This is a genomic window from Acidimicrobiales bacterium, from assembly GCA_041394245.1.
Taxonomy (GTDB): domain Bacteria; phylum Actinomycetota; class Acidimicrobiia; order Acidimicrobiales; family Aldehydirespiratoraceae; genus JAJRXC01.
In genome coordinates this window covers 321,403-338,355 of record JAWKIR010000003.1, presented here as the reverse complement: position 1 = coordinate 338,355, position 16,953 = coordinate 321,403, and the positions used below count along the sequence as shown (strand labels likewise).

At 69.7% G+C, this 16,953-nt stretch carries 20 protein-coding genes; 16 read left to right on the top strand and 4 right to left on the bottom strand.

The window, feature by feature from the left end; all coding sequences use genetic code 11:
- Positions 1-37: 37 nt before the first annotated feature.
- Positions 38-631, bottom strand: a complete 594-nt coding sequence (locus R2707_16235; protein ID MEZ5246649.1) for a histidine phosphatase family protein — start codon at positions 629-631, stop codon at positions 38-40.
- Between the two features lie 85 nt (positions 632-716).
- Here R2707_16235 and R2707_16230 point away from each other — a divergent pair, with 85 nt between their 5' ends.
- The 7 genes from R2707_16230 (at position 717) to R2707_16200 (ending at position 5,954) form a co-directional block, all read left to right on the top strand.
- The gene (locus R2707_16230; GenBank protein MEZ5246648.1) at positions 717-977 is read left to right on the top strand and encodes a MoaD/ThiS family protein; all 261 of its coding nucleotides are present in this window, start codon (positions 717-719) and stop codon (positions 975-977) included.
- Positions 978-1,013: 36 nt separating this feature from the next.
- Entirely contained in the window at positions 1,014-1,541 is a 528-nt protein-coding gene (locus R2707_16225; GenBank protein MEZ5246647.1) for a hypothetical protein, read from the top strand.
- A gap of 82 nt (positions 1,542-1,623) precedes the next feature.
- A complete protein-coding gene (locus R2707_16220; GenBank protein MEZ5246646.1) occupies positions 1,624-2,835 on the top strand; it encodes a glycosyltransferase in 1,212 nt (403 codons plus the stop codon).
- Between the two features lie 4 nt (positions 2,836-2,839).
- On the top strand, positions 2,840-3,301 hold the full coding sequence (locus R2707_16215; protein MEZ5246645.1) for a YbjN domain-containing protein: 462 nt from the start codon (positions 2,840-2,842) through the stop codon (positions 3,299-3,301).
- Between the two features lie 311 nt (positions 3,302-3,612).
- Positions 3,613-4,101 carry a hypothetical protein gene (locus R2707_16210; protein ID MEZ5246644.1) on the top strand — a complete coding sequence of 163 codons (489 nt, stop codon included), beginning with the start codon at positions 3,613-3,615 and terminating at the stop codon, positions 4,099-4,101.
- 160 nt (positions 4,102-4,261) lie between these two features.
- The gene (gene proC, locus R2707_16205; protein MEZ5246643.1) at positions 4,262-5,053 is read left to right on the top strand and encodes a pyrroline-5-carboxylate reductase; all 792 of its coding nucleotides are present in this window, start codon (positions 4,262-4,264) and stop codon (positions 5,051-5,053) included.
- Positions 5,054-5,087: 34 nt separating this feature from the next.
- The gene (locus R2707_16200; GenBank protein MEZ5246642.1) at positions 5,088-5,954 is read left to right on the top strand and encodes an SAM-dependent chlorinase/fluorinase; all 867 of its coding nucleotides are present in this window, start codon (positions 5,088-5,090) and stop codon (positions 5,952-5,954) included.
- An 82-nt stretch (positions 5,955-6,036) separates the two neighbouring features.
- Here R2707_16200 and R2707_16195 read toward each other — a convergent pair whose 3' ends face one another.
- Genes R2707_16195 through R2707_16185 form a run of 3 tightly spaced genes read right to left on the bottom strand, consistent with a single transcriptional unit; the run spans position 6,037 to position 8,520 of the window.
- On the bottom strand, positions 6,037-6,861 hold the full coding sequence (locus R2707_16195) for an ABC transporter permease subunit (protein ID MEZ5246641.1): 825 nt from the start codon (positions 6,859-6,861) through the stop codon (positions 6,037-6,039).
- Positions 6,858-7,817 carry an ABC transporter ATP-binding protein gene (locus R2707_16190; protein MEZ5246640.1) on the bottom strand — a complete coding sequence of 320 codons (960 nt, stop codon included), beginning with the start codon at positions 7,815-7,817 and terminating at the stop codon, positions 6,858-6,860. Before R2707_16190 ends, R2707_16195 begins: the two co-directional genes overlap by 4 nt.
- Before the next feature lie 4 nt (positions 7,818-7,821).
- Positions 7,822-8,520 (bottom strand): CAP domain-containing protein, encoded by a 699-nt coding sequence (locus R2707_16185; GenBank protein ID MEZ5246639.1) that lies wholly within the window; start codon positions 8,518-8,520, stop codon positions 7,822-7,824.
- A gap of 80 nt (positions 8,521-8,600) precedes the next feature.
- On the opposite strand from R2707_16185, the gene R2707_16180 reads away from it, so the two are divergent.
- The 9 genes from R2707_16180 to hemB all read left to right on the top strand — a co-directional run bounded on the left by R2707_16180 (position 8,601) and on the right by hemB (position 16,929).
- Complete coding sequence (locus R2707_16180) at positions 8,601-10,094, top strand: AMP-binding protein (GenBank protein MEZ5246638.1); 1,494 nt, start codon at positions 8,601-8,603, stop codon at positions 10,092-10,094.
- A 74-nt stretch (positions 10,095-10,168) separates the two neighbouring features.
- Entirely contained in the window at positions 10,169-10,816 is a 648-nt protein-coding gene (locus R2707_16175) for a redox-sensing transcriptional repressor Rex (GenBank protein ID MEZ5246637.1), read from the top strand.
- A gap of 105 nt (positions 10,817-10,921) precedes the next feature.
- Positions 10,922-12,181, top strand: a complete 1,260-nt coding sequence (locus R2707_16170; GenBank protein MEZ5246636.1) for a glutamyl-tRNA reductase — start codon at positions 10,922-10,924, stop codon at positions 12,179-12,181.
- Between the two features lie 13 nt (positions 12,182-12,194).
- Positions 12,195-13,088 carry a hydroxymethylbilane synthase gene (hemC, locus tag R2707_16165; GenBank protein ID MEZ5246635.1) on the top strand — a complete coding sequence of 298 codons (894 nt, stop codon included), beginning with the start codon at positions 12,195-12,197 and terminating at the stop codon, positions 13,086-13,088.
- Entirely contained in the window at positions 13,085-14,293 is a 1,209-nt protein-coding gene (locus tag R2707_16160; protein ID MEZ5246634.1) for a uroporphyrinogen-III synthase, read from the top strand. Before hemC ends, R2707_16160 begins: the two co-directional genes overlap by 4 nt.
- 40 nt (positions 14,294-14,333) lie before the next feature.
- Entirely contained in the window at positions 14,334-14,669 is a 336-nt protein-coding gene (locus tag R2707_16155) for a hypothetical protein (GenBank protein ID MEZ5246633.1), read from the top strand.
- Positions 14,666-15,313 (top strand): HAD-IA family hydrolase, encoded by a 648-nt coding sequence (locus R2707_16150; GenBank protein MEZ5246632.1) that lies wholly within the window; start codon positions 14,666-14,668, stop codon positions 15,311-15,313. The genes R2707_16155 and R2707_16150 overlap by 4 nt, the downstream gene beginning before the upstream one ends.
- A gap of 5 nt (positions 15,314-15,318) precedes the next feature.
- On the top strand, positions 15,319-15,939 hold the full coding sequence (locus R2707_16145) for a hypothetical protein (GenBank protein MEZ5246631.1): 621 nt from the start codon (positions 15,319-15,321) through the stop codon (positions 15,937-15,939).
- A 9-nt stretch (positions 15,940-15,948) separates the two neighbouring features.
- A complete protein-coding gene (gene hemB / locus R2707_16140; GenBank protein MEZ5246630.1) occupies positions 15,949-16,929 on the top strand; it encodes a porphobilinogen synthase in 981 nt (326 codons plus the stop codon).
- The last annotated feature ends 24 nt before the right edge of the window (positions 16,930-16,953 follow it).

Sequence of the window (16,953 nt, the reverse complement as noted above, 5' to 3'; positions counted from 1 at the left end):
GGGATAGCGCGACGACATCATGGACGGGTCGGCCTCATCAGAGGATGTCCTGGTTCTCGATGGTGATGTCGTCGGGCGACAGCTGCACACGTTCGCCCAGCCGCCAACCCCGTCCGTCGTGGTGGAACCAGCGGCCGCCGAGGTTCGCGATCCGCTCCTGGGGCGCGCCGTGATGCCCCTCGAGGCTGTAGATCACCCCACCGTGCGAGATGATCAGCACGTCGCCGATCTCGATCTCGCGACGGACGCGCTCGAGTGCCTCGTCGACGCGGCGGTGCACGTCGGTGTCGGGCTCCCAGCCCGGCGGCCAGATGCCGGCATCGAGGTTGCCGGGGAAGCGCTCCTCGATCTCGTCGCGGGTGAGACCCTGGTACTCGCCGGCATGTCGTTCGCGAAAGGCGGGCTCGACGAGCACGGGCCCGATGCCCAAACGGTCGGCGATGATCATCGCTGTGGTGAGCGCCCGGTCGAGGTCGCTGGCGATGATGGCGTCGAACGCGCCGAGCTGGCCGGCTGCGCCCGATGCCTGGGCGCGACCGAGGTCGGAGAGGGGTGGGTCGGCCTGGCCCTGCCAGCGGCCGGCTGCGTTCCACTCGGACTGCCCGTGTCGGGCGATGAGCACGTTCAGCATGATCAGCGTCGACCGTACCGGCGCGCACCGACAGTGGCGGGGATGGCGATCGGCCGGGTGATCCCGCGCCGATACGGTGGAGCCCATGGTCCAGATCCGCTTGTTCGCGTCGGCCCGCGAGGCCGCGGGCACCAGGAGCGATTCCCTCCCCGGAGCGACCGTGGGCGATGTGCTCGACGCGGCGGTGGCGAAATACGGCGACGGCTTCGCGGGGGTGCTCGAAACCGCGACCGTGTGGTGCAACGGCGAGGCGGTGGCGCGTGATCATCCCGTCGTCGAGACCGACGAGGTCGCCGTCCTGCCGCCCGTTTCGGGCGGATCCGACGCGTCGCGTCCGTCCCGGTAGGATGCCGAGTCCGAAGAGGCAGAAGCGAGACCCACGATGATCCCTGATCTGCAACGAGTACTGGAGCCCGGGTATCTGGCCGGTCTCGGCGAGGCCTCCACCGATGATCTCCGGGTCATGCGGGCAGAGTGCACCGATCTGGAGAACGGCGTGTCGTATGTGCGACGCCTCGCCCAGGGGCGACTCGATGTCATCGTGGCGGAGACCAAGCAGCGTGCCGAGGGTGGCGGCGGCGACCTCGCCGATCTCGTCGCCCGCTTGCCGGAGCTGCTGAGCGACGGTGTGCGCGCGCCTGGCTCCGGTCGCGTCGATCAGGAGCTCGATCCGCCCGACTCCGTGGTCGAACCGCTCAGCGCGTTGCTCGACCGGGCCGTGAGTCCGTCGATCATGACCGAGGTCGCCGTGTTGGGCGCCGACGAGTTGTCCGCCGCGGTCATCGCGCTGCGCAACTTCGAGGAGCAGCTGTCGACCAGCCGCCGGTCGCTGCACCACACCATCGATTCACTCAACGACGAGCTGGCTCGTCGCATCGCCGCCGGAGAGGCGCCGACCGCTCCCGCATGATCTGCGCTCCGCTCGCCGCCGGCGCTTTCGGGCAGCCCGATGTCAGGGAATGTTCAGCCCCTGCCACGGGTTGGAGCCGGTCGTGAGCCGAGTCGCGGTCCTCTCCCTCCACACGTCGCCCCTGGTCCAGCCGGGTCACGGCGACGCGGGCGGGATGAACGTCTACATCCGTGAACTCGTGTCGTCGCTCGCGCAGGCGGGCACGGATGCGAATGTCTACGTGCGCCGGTGGACCGACGATCTTCCCGACGTGGTCGAAGTCGAACCGGGGTTCCGTGTCGTCCACGTCGACGCGGGGCCGATCGGGTTGGCCAAGGAGGACCTGCCCGACATCGTCGACGAGTTCACCGACGCCGTCGAGCGAGACCTGGTGGACCGGCCGGTCGATGTCATCCATGCCAACTACTGGCTCTCCGGGGTCGCAGGGCATCGGCTCAAGCATCGGCTCGAGCTGCCGCTCGTGACGACGTTCCACACCCTCGCCCGGGTCAAGGCCGAGACCGGCGACCACGAACCCCAGCGACGCGTCGATGCCGAAACCGATGTGATCCGGTGTGCCGATGTGATCACCGCCAACTCGGTCACCGAACTGCACGAACTCGTCACCCACTACGGCGCCGACCCCGACCGGGTCGAGGTCGTGCCACCCGGTGTCGACCACGCGTTCTTCTCGCCGGGCACCCGCGATGGCGCGCGGACCGCGTTGGGGCTGGGCGACGCGCCGCTGCTGCTCTTCGTGGGCCGCATCCAGCCGCTCAAGGGCGTCGATGTCGCCGTCGAGGCTCTGGCCGAGCTCGGTCTCGACGATGCCCGGCTCCTCATCGTGGGCGGCTCGAGCGGGCTCGAGGGCGACGACGAGGTCCACAAGATCGAAAAGCTCATCGCCGATCGCGGGCTGGTCGACCGGGTCACCATGGTGCCGCCACAGCCCCACCACGTGCTCTCCACCTACTACCGGGCGGCCGATGTCTGCCTCGTCCCGTCGCGCAGCGAGTCGTTCGGGCTGGTCGCGCTCGAGGCGGCCGCGTGCGGCACTCCGGTCGTGGCGTCCGATGTGGGCGGTTTGCGCACGCTCATCGAGGAGGGACGCACCGGCTACCGCATCAGCGGCCGCGACCCGCGCGACTACGCCGCCGCCACGCGTCGCATCCTCGACTCGCCCTTGCTCGCCGACGAACTCTCCCGCCAAGCCGCTGCGGCGGCCAGGAGCTACACCTGGACCACCATGGCGGCGCGCCTGCGGCGGGTCTACGCCGACCTCAGCCTGCGCGAGCCCGTCGACTGTCTGGCCTGAACCGGTGCAGTCCCCGCCGGCCACGGCCGAAGAGCTCGCCGAACTCGAAGCACGTATCGACCGATGGCTCGCGTCGGAGAAGGACGAGAACCCGGCGATCGAGGCCGTCGAACGTTCCGACGACGACCTGGTGCGATGGTTCATTCGCCTGCGGGGCGAGGAGAAGGACGTCTGGACCGCGTGGTGGACGCTCGGTCAGCGGACCCTGGCGTTCGAGACCTACCTGATGCCCGCACCCGAGGAGAACCAGGCTGCGGTCTACGAGCACCTGCTGCGCCGCAATCGGAAGCTGACCGGCTTGCACCTCGAGATCGGCGATGAGGAGGCCATCTTCCTGCGGGGTTCGCTGCCGGTCGCCGCAGTGACCGAGGCCGAGCTCGACCGCATCCTCGGGTCCATGTGGGCCGCCGTCGAGCTGATCTTCCGCCCCGCGATGCGCCTCGGATTCGCGAGCCGATTCCGATGACGGGTGAAACGACGGGTCCACTTCCGGACATGTGATCGCCAGGGGGGCCGACCTCCGAGGATCGAGGTGTGACATCCGATGGGTGCGAGCGAGCGCGAAGACCGATTCGCCGAACTCCACGACGCGCACTTTCGGAGGTTGCTCGGCTATGCGCTGCGCCGAGTGGTCCCGACCGAGGACGCCGCCGACGTGGTCGCCGAGACGTTTGCGGTCGCCTGGCGTCGGATCGACGAGGTGCCGCCGGGTGAGGAGGCGCGGTTGTGGCTCTACGGGGTGGCACGGCGGGTGATCGCCAACCACCGTCGGGGGTCGTGGCGTCGCGAACGCCTGGGCGTCAGGCCGACTTCGTTGACGTGCTGCGGGCGTTGCAGCGGGTGGATCTCGATACCTGGCTCTCCGCGATGCCCGACAGTGTCGTCCAGAACGCCCAGCGGTCCGTCGTCGTGGGCGAGATGCTCGCCGACATCTCGTTGCCAGACGGATTCGACGTGTCGGCACTCACGTCGAGCACCGAGTTGAAGGATCGCTACCAGCTCGGTGCCGAGGTGACCGGTGCGGTCGGGTGTGCGTGGGTCGACCAGTGGACCCGGGCGAGGGCGGAGGGTGACACCCTTGCCGCTCAGGCTGCGGTCGACGCCATGGCTGCATCACACGAATGGTCGATCCTCGAGGAGATGAGCGACGAGGGAGGGTGGCCGCAGGTGTTCTGGATCGTGGCCGACGGCCTGGCTGCCGACGGCATCGTCGACGGAGGGCTCACGGTCGGTGAGTTCTCCCTCGACGCCATCGGATGCGGTTAGCCGGTTCGGAGCGTCGATCCCGGTATTGCATGTCAATGCGTTTCATGTAGTATCATGCTATGCCCGGTGGAGATGCGCGGCGCTCGGGGAAGTGCGCTGTTCTCGTCTCCACCGGGCTTTCCCATGTGACGGGCCGGTCGGGGGCCTACGGTGTCGATCCGTGATCAAGCTCCAGATGATCGGTGGCGGCAAGATGGCCGAGGCGCTCCTCGGCGGGATGATCGACCACGGGTGGGCCCGGGTCGATGAGCTCCACGTCGTGGAACCGTCGCCCGCCCGCCAGGCCGAGTTGACGGCGACGCTGCCGGGCCTGTCGATCGCCGACACTGCGCTGCCCGGCATCGACGCCGTCATCGCGGTGAAGCCCGATGTCGTGTCTGCGATTCTCCCGGCGCTCGCGACGGCCGGGGTCCGACGCGTGCTGTCGATCGCCGCGGGAGTGCGGACCGGCGCGATCGAGTCCGGGCTCGGCGACGGCGCAGCGGTGGTCCGATCCATGCCCAACACCCCGGCGCTCGTCGGGCAGGGCGCGGCCGCCATCGCGGCGGGCACCCACGCGACGGCGGCTGATCTCGAGTGGGCCCATGGGATCCTGTCCGCGGTCGGACTCGTGGTCACCGTGGAAGAACCGGATCTCGACGCGGTCACCGGTCTTTCGGGTTCGGGGCCTGCCTACGTGTTCCATCTCGCCGAGGGGCTCATCGCCGCCGGCATCGCCGAAGGGCTCGCCCCGGAGACGGCCGACGCACTCGCCCGCCAGACCCTGCTCGGTGCGGCCACGTTGCTGTCGGAGTCCGGGGAGGACCCCGCCGTGCTACGCACCAACGTCACGTCGAAGGGAGGCACGACGGCGGCGGGTCTCGCCGTGTTCGCCGACGCGAACTTCCTCGATCTGGTCGCCGACGTGGTGCGGGCCGCCGCGGCGCGATCCCGCGAGCTCGGGTCCGACTGACCGGCAGGGGCGAGGCGCCGGTAGCGTCGCGTCCGTGAGTGCGCGCTTCGACACCGTCTCGTTCCTGTCCGACTTCGGTCACGGCGACGAGTTCGTCGGCGTCGTCCACTCGGTCATCCGATCGATCGCACCGCACGTCACGGTGATCGACGTGACCCACGGCGTGGCGCCCTACGACACGAGGGCCGGCGGGCTCGCCCTCGCCCGGGCCGCCAACTATCTCTGTCCGGGTGTGGTGGTCGCAGTGGTCGACCCCGGTGTCGGCACGAGCCGTCGCCCGATCGCGATCGAGGTCGGCGACGGGGCCTCGTACCTGATCGGCCCCGACAACGGGCTGCTCGCCCCTGCGGTCGGACTCGTCGGTGGAGCCACCCGGGCCGTCGAACTCACCTCGCCCGATCATCGCCTCGAAGCTGCCGGCGGCGCGACGTTCGATGGTCGCGACGTGTTCGCACCGGCCGCCGCCCACCTGTGCAACGGTGTGCCGTTGACCGACCTCGGACCCGAGATCGAACCCGCCGGCCTGATGCCGGGGATCCTTCCGGTGAGCCAGATCGAGGGGGAGACGCTGGTCGCCGAGGTGCTCTGGGTCGACCGGTTCGGCAATTGTCAGCTCAATGTCGACCCGCTCGAACTCGCAGCCTTCGGCGAACACCTGACCATGAGGATCGGCGACGACGACCGCGTCGCGGTGCGCGCCGCTGCCTACGACGACGTGCCCACCGGCCGGGTCGGCTTGGTCGTCGACTCCAGTGGGCTGCTCTCGATCGCCGTGGCCCGTTCGTCGGCGGCGGCCGAGTTCGGGCTGGCCGAGGGTGCCGAGATCCGCATCTCGACGCTCGACGGCGACCCCAACCCGCGGGTGGTCACCTCGGTCGAGCTCGGACGGCGGCAGTCATGAGGAGCGGCACCACGCTCGTGATCGCGATCCTGTTGCTGGCCATCTTGTTGGCCGGCGCGCTGCAGTTCTTCCTGCTCGCCCGCTAGCTGTCGCCGGCAACGCGGTCGCGGGTGAAGCGGCTCGCGCCGCGTACCACGAGCGCGATCGCGACGACCCAGATTCCCGCGCCGATCGCCAGGGCGAGTGGTGCGTCGACCAGGAGCAGCCCGGTCGACTGCCCGACCGCCAGGAACACGAGCGGGAGGATGACCGCTCCGCCGAGCTGGTTGGCTTCCTGCGTGGTGCGGCAGCGAGCCGAGACACGCACCATGATCCCGAGTCCGAGCGTGGCGATCGCCGGGGCGACCCAGAAGATCACGATGAGCCAGAGCGCGTTGGGCACGACCAGCCCGTCGACGATGCCGTACGACACTGCATTGGCGACCACGGCGAAGCACGCGAAGCCGATCCACGAGATGGCGACGGCAGGCAGGAATCCCGTGAGGAACTTCGCGATGAACAGGTCGCGATCGGCGATGGGCAGGTGCAGCAACGTCTCCATCGTGCGCCGCTCCTTCTCGCCCGCGAATGCGTCGGCGGCGAGCACTGCCGAGACCATCAGGGGAACGATCAGGAACAGTGGCGCGAGGAGGAAGCCCAGCACGAGCGTCAACAGTTGTTCTTCCTGGGGCAACGATGCGATGGGATCGGCCAGCTGCGACGGCAGCGAGTCGAGGAACTCGATGCGCGCCCCGGTCCGGCTGGCCCGCCGGGCTGCGTAGCCGACGACGAGCGGCAGGATGACCATCAGGATCACCGGAACGGTCAGCATGGGGATGACGACGGCCTTGCTGCGGCGCACGGCGCGCAGATCGCGAGCGATGATCGCTCGGATCGCGTGCACGTTGGGCGTGGTCGATGCGGTCATTGCGTCTCCGCCGCGAAGCTCGATTCGAGCGCGAAGTAGATGTCCTCCATCGATGCCTGACGGACGGTGGCACCGAACACGTCGATCTCCCGACCGGCGAGCGTGGCCAGGATCCGGGCCATGGTGGCGCGGTCCCTGATCGCGATGGTCGCGCCGGTGGCCCGGGCCTCGGCCTGTAGCACCCCGTCGACGCTGCCGACCAGGTCGAGCACCGCCTGGTCGACGGGTCCGCCGAAGTCGAGATCGGCGGGCACGCCGTCCCAGAGTTCGGCGGCGAGATCGTCGGGCTTGCCGAGGGCGCGCAGGCGCCCGCGGTCGAGCACCGCCATCCGGTCGGCGACCCGGCCGGCCTCGCCGAGGAAGTGGGTCGCGAGAATGACGGTACGGCCGTGTTCACGGGCGAGCGTGCCGATCAGGTCGGTGACGTCGCGGGTGGCCGCCGGATCGAGCCCCGATGTGGGTTCGTCGAGGAAGAGGATCTCCGGGTCGTGGAGGAGGGCGCGGGCGAGGGCGAGGCGTTTGCGCTGACCCGTCGAGAAGCCGGCGGTCCGCAGGTCGGCCATCTCCTGCATCGCGAACCGCGAGAGTTGCGCATCGACACGGGTCCGGGCCTCGGCGATCGAGTAGCCGCGCATCCGGGCCGTGTACTCCAGGTTCTCGCGGGCGGTGAGTCGGTCGTCGAGCCCGGCATTCTCCGTCAACACGCCGGTACGGCGGCGCACGGCGTCGCCGTCGACGGTCGGGTCGAGGCCGAGCACCCGTGCCTCACCCCGGTCGGGTGTCAGCACGCCGTTGAGCATGCGCACGGTGGTGGTCTTGCCGGCGCCGTTCGGGCCCAGCAGGGCGAGCACCTCTCCGCGACGGACCTCGAGGTCGAGCCCGTCCACCGCGATCCGACCGTCGAACGATCGGGAGAGGGCGCGGGTGACGATCGACGGTTCGTCCGACGCGGTCACGACCTCAGGTCCCGACCTGGTCGAGCATCTCCAGGAGCGCGACGACCCGCTCGGCGGTGACCGCCGGTTCGGGCAGCGGCGCGATCGTCGTCGTCGTGGTGGTGGGCGCAGTCGTGGTCGAGGGCGGTGTCGGCGTGGGAGTGGTCGACGGGGGAGGGGGGCTCGTCGTGACCGGTGGCGCGGGGACGGTGGTGGGCGGTGCGGTCGGGGTGGGGGCGGTGCCCGGAGTCTGGAGGAAGCGGTGGGTCGTGTAGAGCGCAGAGTCCTTCCACACCACACCGACGCCGATCTGGGTGAACGACGGATCGATGATGTTGGCGAAGTGCCCCGAGCTGGCGACGAACGCGTCGACCAGGACCTGCACGTTGGCGCCGACGCCGACGTTCTCCCCGAGCTTTTGCCATGCGCCCGTGAACCCCGCACTGATCGGATTCGCGTGGAAGATCTCTCCGGCGTCGGCCATGACCTGGGCGTGACCCCGTGCCAGGTTCGCGAGTTCGGTGTTGACCGTGAACGGCGCGAGCCCGTTGTCGGCCCGGATCTGGTTGAGCGCGGCGACGAACGCGGCTTCGTCGCTCGAGGATGCGGCGACGGGTTCAGGCCCTTGCCAGAGGAACGAACCGATGACGGCCAGGGTCGCGACCATGACCACGAGGACACGGATCGGGGTTCGCTGGCGTCGGGTGTCCGGGGCGCGATGCATGGCGTTGTTCCCTTCGGCCGCCGACGGTCAACCTTGAGCCGACATCCGATCGGATACGCGACGCGTGGCATCATTCGCGGGTGAACCTCGCGACCCTTCTCGAAGACCACCCCGGCGACCGCACGGCGATCGTCGCCGGTGGCGACCGCATCAGCTACGGGCGGCTGCGCGACGAGATCGATGCCACCCGCGGGGTGCTGTCCCGTCTGGGTCTCGACGAGGGTGATCGGATCGCCATCCTGTGCGGCACCAACCCGCGGTTCGTGCGGGCCTGGTTCGCGGTCATCGGAGCCGGGTTCGTGGCGGTGCCCCTGAATCCCCAGGCGCCGGCGCCCGAGGTCGAACGCGAGCTCGTCGCCGCAGGGGTCCGGGCGGTCATCGCAGGGCCCGCCGGCGTTGCGGTGCTGGCCGATCTCGACCGCGCGAAGGTCCCGCTGCTGGAGCACGTCTTCGCACCGGCCGGGGCCGATCTCGCCGGCGCGGTCGACCTCGACGAGGCGATGCAGTTCGACAACGGCGCGCCCATCGTCGAGCGAGCCGACGATGATCTCTGCGCCCTCCTGTTCACGAGCGGCACGGCCGGAAGTCCCAAGGCGGCCATGCTGAGCCACGGCAACTTCGCCGCCAACCTGCGCCAGATGCTGTCGCGGCCCGACCAGGTGACGCGACCCGACGACGTCTCGATCTGCGTCGTGCCGATGTTCCACGTGCTCGGCCTCAACTCCATCCTGAACCTCGCCCTGTGGGTCGGCAGCACGCTCGTGCTCGTCGAGCGCTTCGATCCGACGTCGATGATCGACACGATCGAGCACGAGAAGGTGACCGTCCTCGCCGGTCCGCCGACGATGTGGTCGGCACTCACCCAGGTCGACGATGTCGGTCCCGCCTCGTTCGCCTCGCTCCGGTTGGCGATCTCCGGTGCGGCGGCGATCCCCGATCGGGTGGTGCGCGATGCGCAGGAGCGGCTCGGCTTCCGGATCCACGAGGGCTACGGGCTCACCGAGGCGAGTCCTTCGGTGACGGTCGCGTCGGGTGATGACCCGATCGGGTCGATCGGTCGCCCGATACCGGGCGTCGAGGTGCGGCTGGTGGATGCCGACGGTGCCGACGTCTACATCGGCGACACGGGCGAGCTGCTGGTGCGGGGCCCCAACGTCTTCTCGGGCTACCTCGACGATCCCGAGACGACGGCGCGGGTGCTCGATGCCGACGGATGGCTCCACACCGGCGACATGGCGGTGGTCGACGACGACGGGATTCTGTACCTCGTCGACCGGGCGAAGGATCTCATCATCGTCAGTGGGTTCAATGTCTTCCCCGCCGAGGTCGAGCGGGTGCTCGAGACCCATCCCGCCGTCGCGGAAGCCGGTGTGGTCGGTGTGCCGCACCCCCACAGTGGCGAAGCGGTGAAGGCCTTCATCGTCCCCCGTGCCGATCGGGCGGTGGAGGAGGACGAGCTGATCGACTGGTGTGCCACCGAACTCGCCCGCTACAAGTGCCCCACCAAGATCGATGTCGTCGACGAGATCCCGCGGGGTCTCGGCGGCAAGGTGCTGCGCCGGGAGCTCCGCTAGCCCCCGGACACCCGGCCCCGTCGAGTGCGCTCGGAGCTTGTGAAAATGTTCACGAGTTGTCGTACCGTGGGGCCGTGGCCACAGCACACATCCCCGAGGCGACGGTCGCTCGACTACCGGTCTATCTGCGCAGCCTCACCGAACTGGCGGCGGCCGGGGAGACCACGACCTCGTCCGACGTCCTCGCGGAGCGGGCCGGGGTCAACGCGGCCAAGGTCCGCAAGGATCTCAGCTATCTGGGCACCCACGGCACCCGCGGGGTCGGCTACGACGTGCGGCATCTCACGTTCGAGGTGAGTCGAGCCCTCGGCGTCGCCAACACCTGGCCCGTCGTGGTGTGCGGACTCGGCAACCTGGGTCGGGCCCTTGCCAAGCACACGGGCTTCACCGAGCGCGGCTTCCCGGTGGTGGCCGCCATCGACGTCGATCCCGCGATCGTGGGCACGACGGTCGACGGTGTCCCCGTGCACGGTCCCGACGCGCTCGCCGGTCTCGTCGCCGAACACGGGGTCGCCATCGGTGTGATCGCGACGCCGGCCAGCGCGGCGCAGGAAACGGCCGACCTCCTCGTTGCCGCCGGGGTGCGTTCGATCCTCGACTTCGGACCGACCGTCGTCAGCGTTCCCGAACACGTCGAGGTGCGAATGGTCGACCTGTCGACCGAGCTGCAGATCCTCGGATTCCATCTCCAACGGGATCTCCCGGTCACCGGATCGATGTGACACCGGTCGCCGTTCCGATCCAGGGGTTGGCAAAACCCCTCTCCTTCCGTCAGTCTGGAGACAGCTCGCGGTCTCCGATCGCTCTCCCACCACAAGGCTGTCCTCGTGTCGATCGTCGCCATCGGTTGTAACCACCGGTCGACCCCGCTCGCCAAGCTCGAGCGGATGACGGTCGCGCCCGGTGCGATGCCAAAAGTCCTGTCGGGTCTCGGCCAGGCCGACCACCTCTCGGAGGTCGTCGTCCTCTCGACCTGCAACCGCATCGAGGTCTACGCCTTCGCCGAACGGTTCCACGGTGGCTATCAGGACGTGCGTGAGTTCCTCGCGCTCCAGGCCGGCCTGGCCCCCGAGGACGTCGCCGATCACCTCTACGCCCATCACGATGCCGAAGCCGTGCGCCATCTCTTCTCGGTGGCCGCCGGACTCGACTCCGCCGTGGTCGGCGAACACGAGATCCTCGGTCAGGTACGCGACGCGTGGGAGGCCGCTCGCATCGAGGGAACCGTCGGTTCGGCACTCGGCGGACTCTTCCGTCACGCGGTCGAGACCGGCAAGCGGGCCCGGACCGAGACCTCGATCGCCCGGGGCATCGCCTCGGTCTCGCAGGCTGCGGTCGCGTTGGCCGACGACCGCATCGGCGGCATCGAAGGCCGCACCGTGCTCGTCATCGGTGCCGGCGAGATGGCCGAAGGCACCGTGAAGTCGCTGGCCAAGGCCGGTGCCGCCGACGTGCTCGTCGCGAACCGCACCTGGGAGCGCGCCGTCGGGCTCGCCAATGCGTGCGGCGGCCGGGCCGTGCCGCTCGAGGAGTTGAGCGTCGCGCTGGCACGCGTCGATGTGCTGGTGACGACGACCGGTGCCCAGAACCTGATCCTCGAAGCCGCCGACGTCGGTGCGCTCACGTCGCAACGTGACGGTCGCGATCTGGTGATCGTCGATGTCGCGGTGCCGCGCGATGTCGATCCCACCGCCCGCCGGATCCCCGGTGTGACACTGCTCGACATGGACGACATCGGCTCGTTCATCGACGAAGGTCTCGAGGGACGCAACAACGAGGTCGAGAGCGTTCGCGCCATCGTCGACGCCGAGGTCGACCGGTACCAGGCGATGATGTCGGCCCGTGAGGTGGCCCCGCTGATCTCGGAACTTCGCGCCGAGGCCGAGAGCATCCGAGCCGCAGAGATCGATCGGTTCGCATCGAAGCTCGCGGACCTGAGCCCCGCTGAGCGAGACGCCGTCGAAGCGCTGACGAAGGGCATCGTCAACAAGCTGCTCCACGAGCCGACGGTTCGGCTGAAGGACGCGGCCGGACGTGCTCGCGGCGATCGTCTCGCCGAGTCGCTGCGCGATCTCTTCGATCTCTGAGCGAGCGCGGCTGATGACCATGCGGGCGGCCACACGAGGCAGCGCACTGGCGCGCTGGCAGACGCAACACGTCGGCGCGCTCCTGATCGATCACGGTGGCGACGGTGTCGAGGAGGTCATCGTCTCCACCCTGGGCGATCGCGACAAGTCGACCCCGCTGCACGCCATCGGCGGCAAGGGCGTCTTCGTCAAAGAGGTCCAGGCCGCGGTGCTCGATGGGCGCGCCGACCTGGCCGTGCATTCCGGCAAGGACCTTCCGGCCGAGACGCCCGACGGGCTGGTGCTGGTCGCCATACCGGAGCGGGCCGACGCCCGTGACGCCCTTGTCGGATGCCGATGGGACGACCTCGCGCCCGGGGCCCACGTGGCGACCGGTTCGGTCCGGCGCCGTGCCCAGATGGCCTGGCTTCGTCCCGATCTCCGGTTCTCGGAGCTCCGCGGCAACGTGCCGACCCGGATGGAGAAGGCCGCGGACTTCGACGCGATCGTCGTGGCGTCGGCCGCGATCGATCGGCTCGGGCTCTCGGCGCCCGTCATCGATCGTCTCGATCCGTCGGTGATGCTGCCGCAGGTGGCGCAGGGCGCGTTGGCCATCGAGTGCCGCGTCGACGACCACGAGACGATCGCGGCGGTGCGAGCGATCGACCATCCGGAGACCAGACGGGCCGTCGATGCCGAGCGCGCGTTCCTGTCCGAACTCGGGGGCGACTGCGATCTTCCGGCCGGAGCCCACGCCGTGCTGGTCGGCAACCAGATCGAGCTGGTCGGCATGCTGGCCACCCTCGATGGTCGCGTGCTGATCAGGGAGCGCCGTTCGGGGGTCGACCCCGAGCCCCTCGGCCGATCCGTGGCCCGCTTCCTGCTCGACGACGCGGGCGGGGCCGACCTCCTGGCGGACGCCCGGTGACTGCGGGTCGGCTCGACGGCGTGCGGGTCGTCGTCACCCGGCCTCGCGACCAGTCCGCCTCCCTGATCGAAGCGCTCGAGGACCGTGGAGCGGTGCCGGTGCCGGTGCCGGTGATCGAGATCGCCGATCCGCCCGATGGTGGTGCAGCCCTGCGCGACGGTCTGGCGGCCCTCGGCCCGGGCGACTGGCTGGTCATCAGCAGTCCCAACGGCGCCGCCCGCGTCGGCGCCGTGCTCCGGGACCGACCGCTGGCCGACGACGTGTCGGTGGCCGTGATCGGCCCGGGCACCCGTGCCCGCGCGGAGGCCCTCGGGATCCGGGTCGACCTCATGCCGCCGTCGTCGATCGCCGAGGGACTGCTCGCGTCGCTGCCCGACCCGCCGATGGCGGGAGCGACGATGCTGCTCGCTCGGGCCGAGGAGGCCCGAGCCGTCCTCCCGGAGGGCCTCGAGGCTCGGGGGTGGGCCGTGCGCGACATCGCCGCGTACCGCACCCTCGGGGTGCCGGTTGCGGACGACGACGCCGTGGCGTGCAGGCACGCCGACGTCGCCGCGTTCACGTCGGCGTCGACCGTCCGCCATCTGGTCGACGGCGTCGGTCGGGCGAACCTTCCGCCCGTGCTCGCCTCCATCGGCCCGGCGACGTCGGCACAGGCGACGGCGCTCGACCTGAGGGTCGACATCGAGGCCGAGGAGCACACGATCCCGGGGTTGGTCGACGCCATCGCCGCGGCAGCTTCGGACCTGGTCCTGCTCCGGCCCGAACCGGCCGCGTCGGCCGATGCCCAGTGGTTGTTGGCGCAGTACTTCGCCGAGATCGACGAGCGGTTCGAGACGGGTCTCGACCGTGACGCGTTGCTGGCGACCCCGCCCGAGGAGCTCAGTCCACCGAACGGACTGTTCATCGCCGGCCGCCTCGGCGGACAGCCCGTGGCATGCGGGGCACTGAAGACGATCGAACCCGGCGTCGCCGACATCAAGCGGATGTGGGTCGGCGAGGCAGCTCGCGGCCGCGGGGTCGGCCGCCGGCTCCTTCGCCGGTTGGTCGACGAGGGGCGGGCGATGGGCCTGCGTCGCGTCCGACTCGACACGAACCGGGCTCTCACCGAGGCGATCGCCCTGTATCGGAGTGAAGGCTTTGTCGAGGTACCGGCGTTCAACGACGAACCCCACGCGCACCACTGGTTCGTTCTCGACATCGACTGACTGCCCCCCGTCGAGCTCCGAGTTGGGCCAATCTGGAGGGATGGCCCGTCTGACTGCCAGCCCCGAACGCGACGATCTGTTGCGGGTGCTCCGCGAACTCGAGGCGCTCCTTCGCAAGTGGGGCGAGGACCGGTGGGCCGACTGGATCGACCGCGATGAACGCCTCATCGCCGACGGGCATCCCGATGCCCTCGGCCATCTCCTGGCCGCCTTCGGTGGCATGGGCAGCCTCAGGGATGTGACGATCCATCCCGCCAACGGACACGACATCGAGGAGAGTCGCATCCGGGCGGTCAACGATCGCCTGCGTACGCTCCGTGGAGCGGCGTTCACCATGGCCACCGCGCTGCGATCCGACGAACACCTCTCGCTGTGAGGCCCGCGGCCATCGTCTTCGATTTCGACGGCACGATCGCCGACACCGAATGGCCGATCTACGAAGTCGCTCGTGACGCGTTCCGGGCCCACGGACTCGACCTCGCACTCGAGGAATGGGTGAAGGGCATCGGCCTGGCCGACAACCAGACACTGCCGGAGATGCTGGAGGAAGCCCTGGGCGAGCCGCCCGACCCTGCGGCGCTCGAGACAGCCGGTCGGCGTCGCGCCGAGTGGCACCAGCAGATGGTGGTGTTCCCCGGCGTCGTCGAGGTGATCGTCGCCGCGATCCGGGCCGAGATCCCCCTCGCCGTGGCATCGAGTTCGCCGACGTCCTGGGTCGAACCCCATCTCGAACGACTCGAACTGATCCACCACTTCGCGTCGATCCGCACCCGCGACCACGTCGATCGTGGCAAGCCGGCCCCCGACCTCTTCCTCGCGGCTGCGGCCGAGTTGGGCGTCGACCCCTCGGGTGCCCTGGCGATCGAGGACTCGCGCCACGGATGTGCGTCGGCCAAGGCGGCAGGGATGACCTGCTTCGTCGTGCCGAACCGGATCACCGTCCTCGACCCGCCGCACGACGCCGACCTCGTGCTCGAGTCGCTGCTCGATTTCCCGTTCGGCCGGGTCGGCCTAGGGTGACGATCATGTGGAACCCCCAGGGCTACGTCACCCGTGTGCCCGTCGACGACTTCGTGGTCGGCGATCTCCCGATGGTGTGCTCCCGCACCGGCCGTCCGGCGGATGGTTTGGTCGGCATCGAGAGCAACGAGGGCGGGTTCCAGCCCTGGTGGCTCTTCTTGCTGTTCCTGGGCCCCTTCGGCATCGTCGCGATCGCTCTGCTGTGGTCGTTCGCCCGGCGGCCGGGTCGGGTCGGCGGCGCGGTCCCGATGACCCACGAGGCGCTGGCCGATCAGAACCGCATCATCGGTCTGGCGAACTGGGCCGGGATCATCCCGATCGCTGCGTTCGCGGCCGGGGTCGCGGCGCTGCTCGCTCCCGGCTCCTTCTTCGCATGGCTGCCGTTCTCCAACGAGTCGGTGGCAGTGGTCCTGCTCCTGGTGGCGCTCGTGGGCGGGTTCGTCGTGCGGGGAGCATTGTCGACCGTGGCGAGTCGACGGCGGGTGACGGTGCGCCTCGACGGCTCCGGGCGCTGGGTGGAGATCCGCAACGTCCACGGCGATTTCGCCCGTGCCGTCGATCGTCAGGTGCGGGCGCGGCACGCGGCTGCGCTTCGCGACACCGCTCGCCCCGATTCGCCTCGGTAGCCTCTCGGGGTGACCTTTCCCCAGCGTCGTCTGCGCCGACTTCGTCGAACGCCCGCTCTTCGTCGGATGGTGAGTGAGACCCGGCTGCATCCCGACGATCTCATCGCTCCGCTGTTCGTGCGCGAGGGCATCGACGAGCCGCAGCCGATCGCGTCGCTGCCCGGGCAGTTCCAGCACTCCCGGGCGTCGCTGCGCGAAGAGGTCCGGCAGCTGAAGGATCTCGGCGTTCCCTCGGTGATCCTCTTCGGGGTTCCCGAGCACAAGGACGCCGAGGGGTCCGAGGCGTGGAACCCCGACGGCATCGTCCAGCTCGCACTGCAGGACCTGCGCGACGACCACGGCGACGACCTCGTGCTCGTCGCCGATCTGTGTGTCGACGAATACACCGACCACGGGCACTGCGGCGTGCTCGACACCACCGGTCAGCCCGACAACGACGCCACCCTCGAGCTCTACGAGCAGATCGCCGTCGCCCAGGCCACCGCCGGGGCCGACATCGTGGCGCCGTCGGGGATGATGGACGGCCAGGTGTTCGCCATACGCGAAGCGCTCGACGATGCCGGTTTCGACGAGATCTCGATCCTGGCCTACGCGGCCAAGTACGCGACCGCCCTCTACGGTCCGTTCCGCGACGCGGTCGACGTGACCATCGTCGGCGGCGGCGACCGCAAGGGCTACCAGCAAGACGTCGCCAACGCCCGTGAGGCACTCGAGGAGATCCGCGAAGACATCGCCGAGGGCGCCGACATCGTCATGGTGAAGCCGGCGCTGCCCTACCTCGACGTGATCGCCCGAGCCCGGGCCGAGGTCGACATCCCGATCGCGGCGTACCACGTGAGCGGCGAGTACGCGATGGTCCACGCGGCCGCCGAGCGGGGTTGGCTCGAGCTCGACGCCGTCGCCTTCGAGCACACGCTGGCGATCAAGCGGGCCGGTGCCGATCTGATCCTCACCTACTTCGCCCGTCTGCTGGCCGAGGGCATGCAGTGAGCGCAGCGAACGGAATGACCTTGC

Coding starts and splice junctions, on each gene's coding strand:
- R2707_16185 (MEZ5246639.1), bottom strand. CDS start 8,520: ATGCATCGCGCCCCGGACACCCGACGCCAGCGAACCCCGATCCGTGTC.
- R2707_16155 (MEZ5246633.1), top strand. CDS start 14,334: ATGGCCCGTCTGACTGCCAGCCCCGAACGCGACGATCTGTTGCGGGTG.
- R2707_16235 (MEZ5246649.1), bottom strand. CDS start 631: ATGCTGAACGTGCTCATCGCCCGACACGGGCAGTCCGAGTGGAACGCA.
- R2707_16195 (MEZ5246641.1), bottom strand. CDS start 6,861: ATGACCGCATCGACCACGCCCAACGTGCACGCGATCCGAGCGATCATC.
- R2707_16145 (MEZ5246631.1), top strand. CDS start 15,319: ATGTGGAACCCCCAGGGCTACGTCACCCGTGTGCCCGTCGACGACTTC.
- R2707_16225 (MEZ5246647.1), top strand. CDS start 1,014: ATGATCCCTGATCTGCAACGAGTACTGGAGCCCGGGTATCTGGCCGGT.
- hemC (MEZ5246635.1), top strand. CDS start 12,195: ATGACCATGCGGGCGGCCACACGAGGCAGCGCACTGGCGCGCTGGCAG.
- R2707_16230 (MEZ5246648.1), top strand. CDS start 717: ATGGTCCAGATCCGCTTGTTCGCGTCGGCCCGCGAGGCCGCGGGCACC.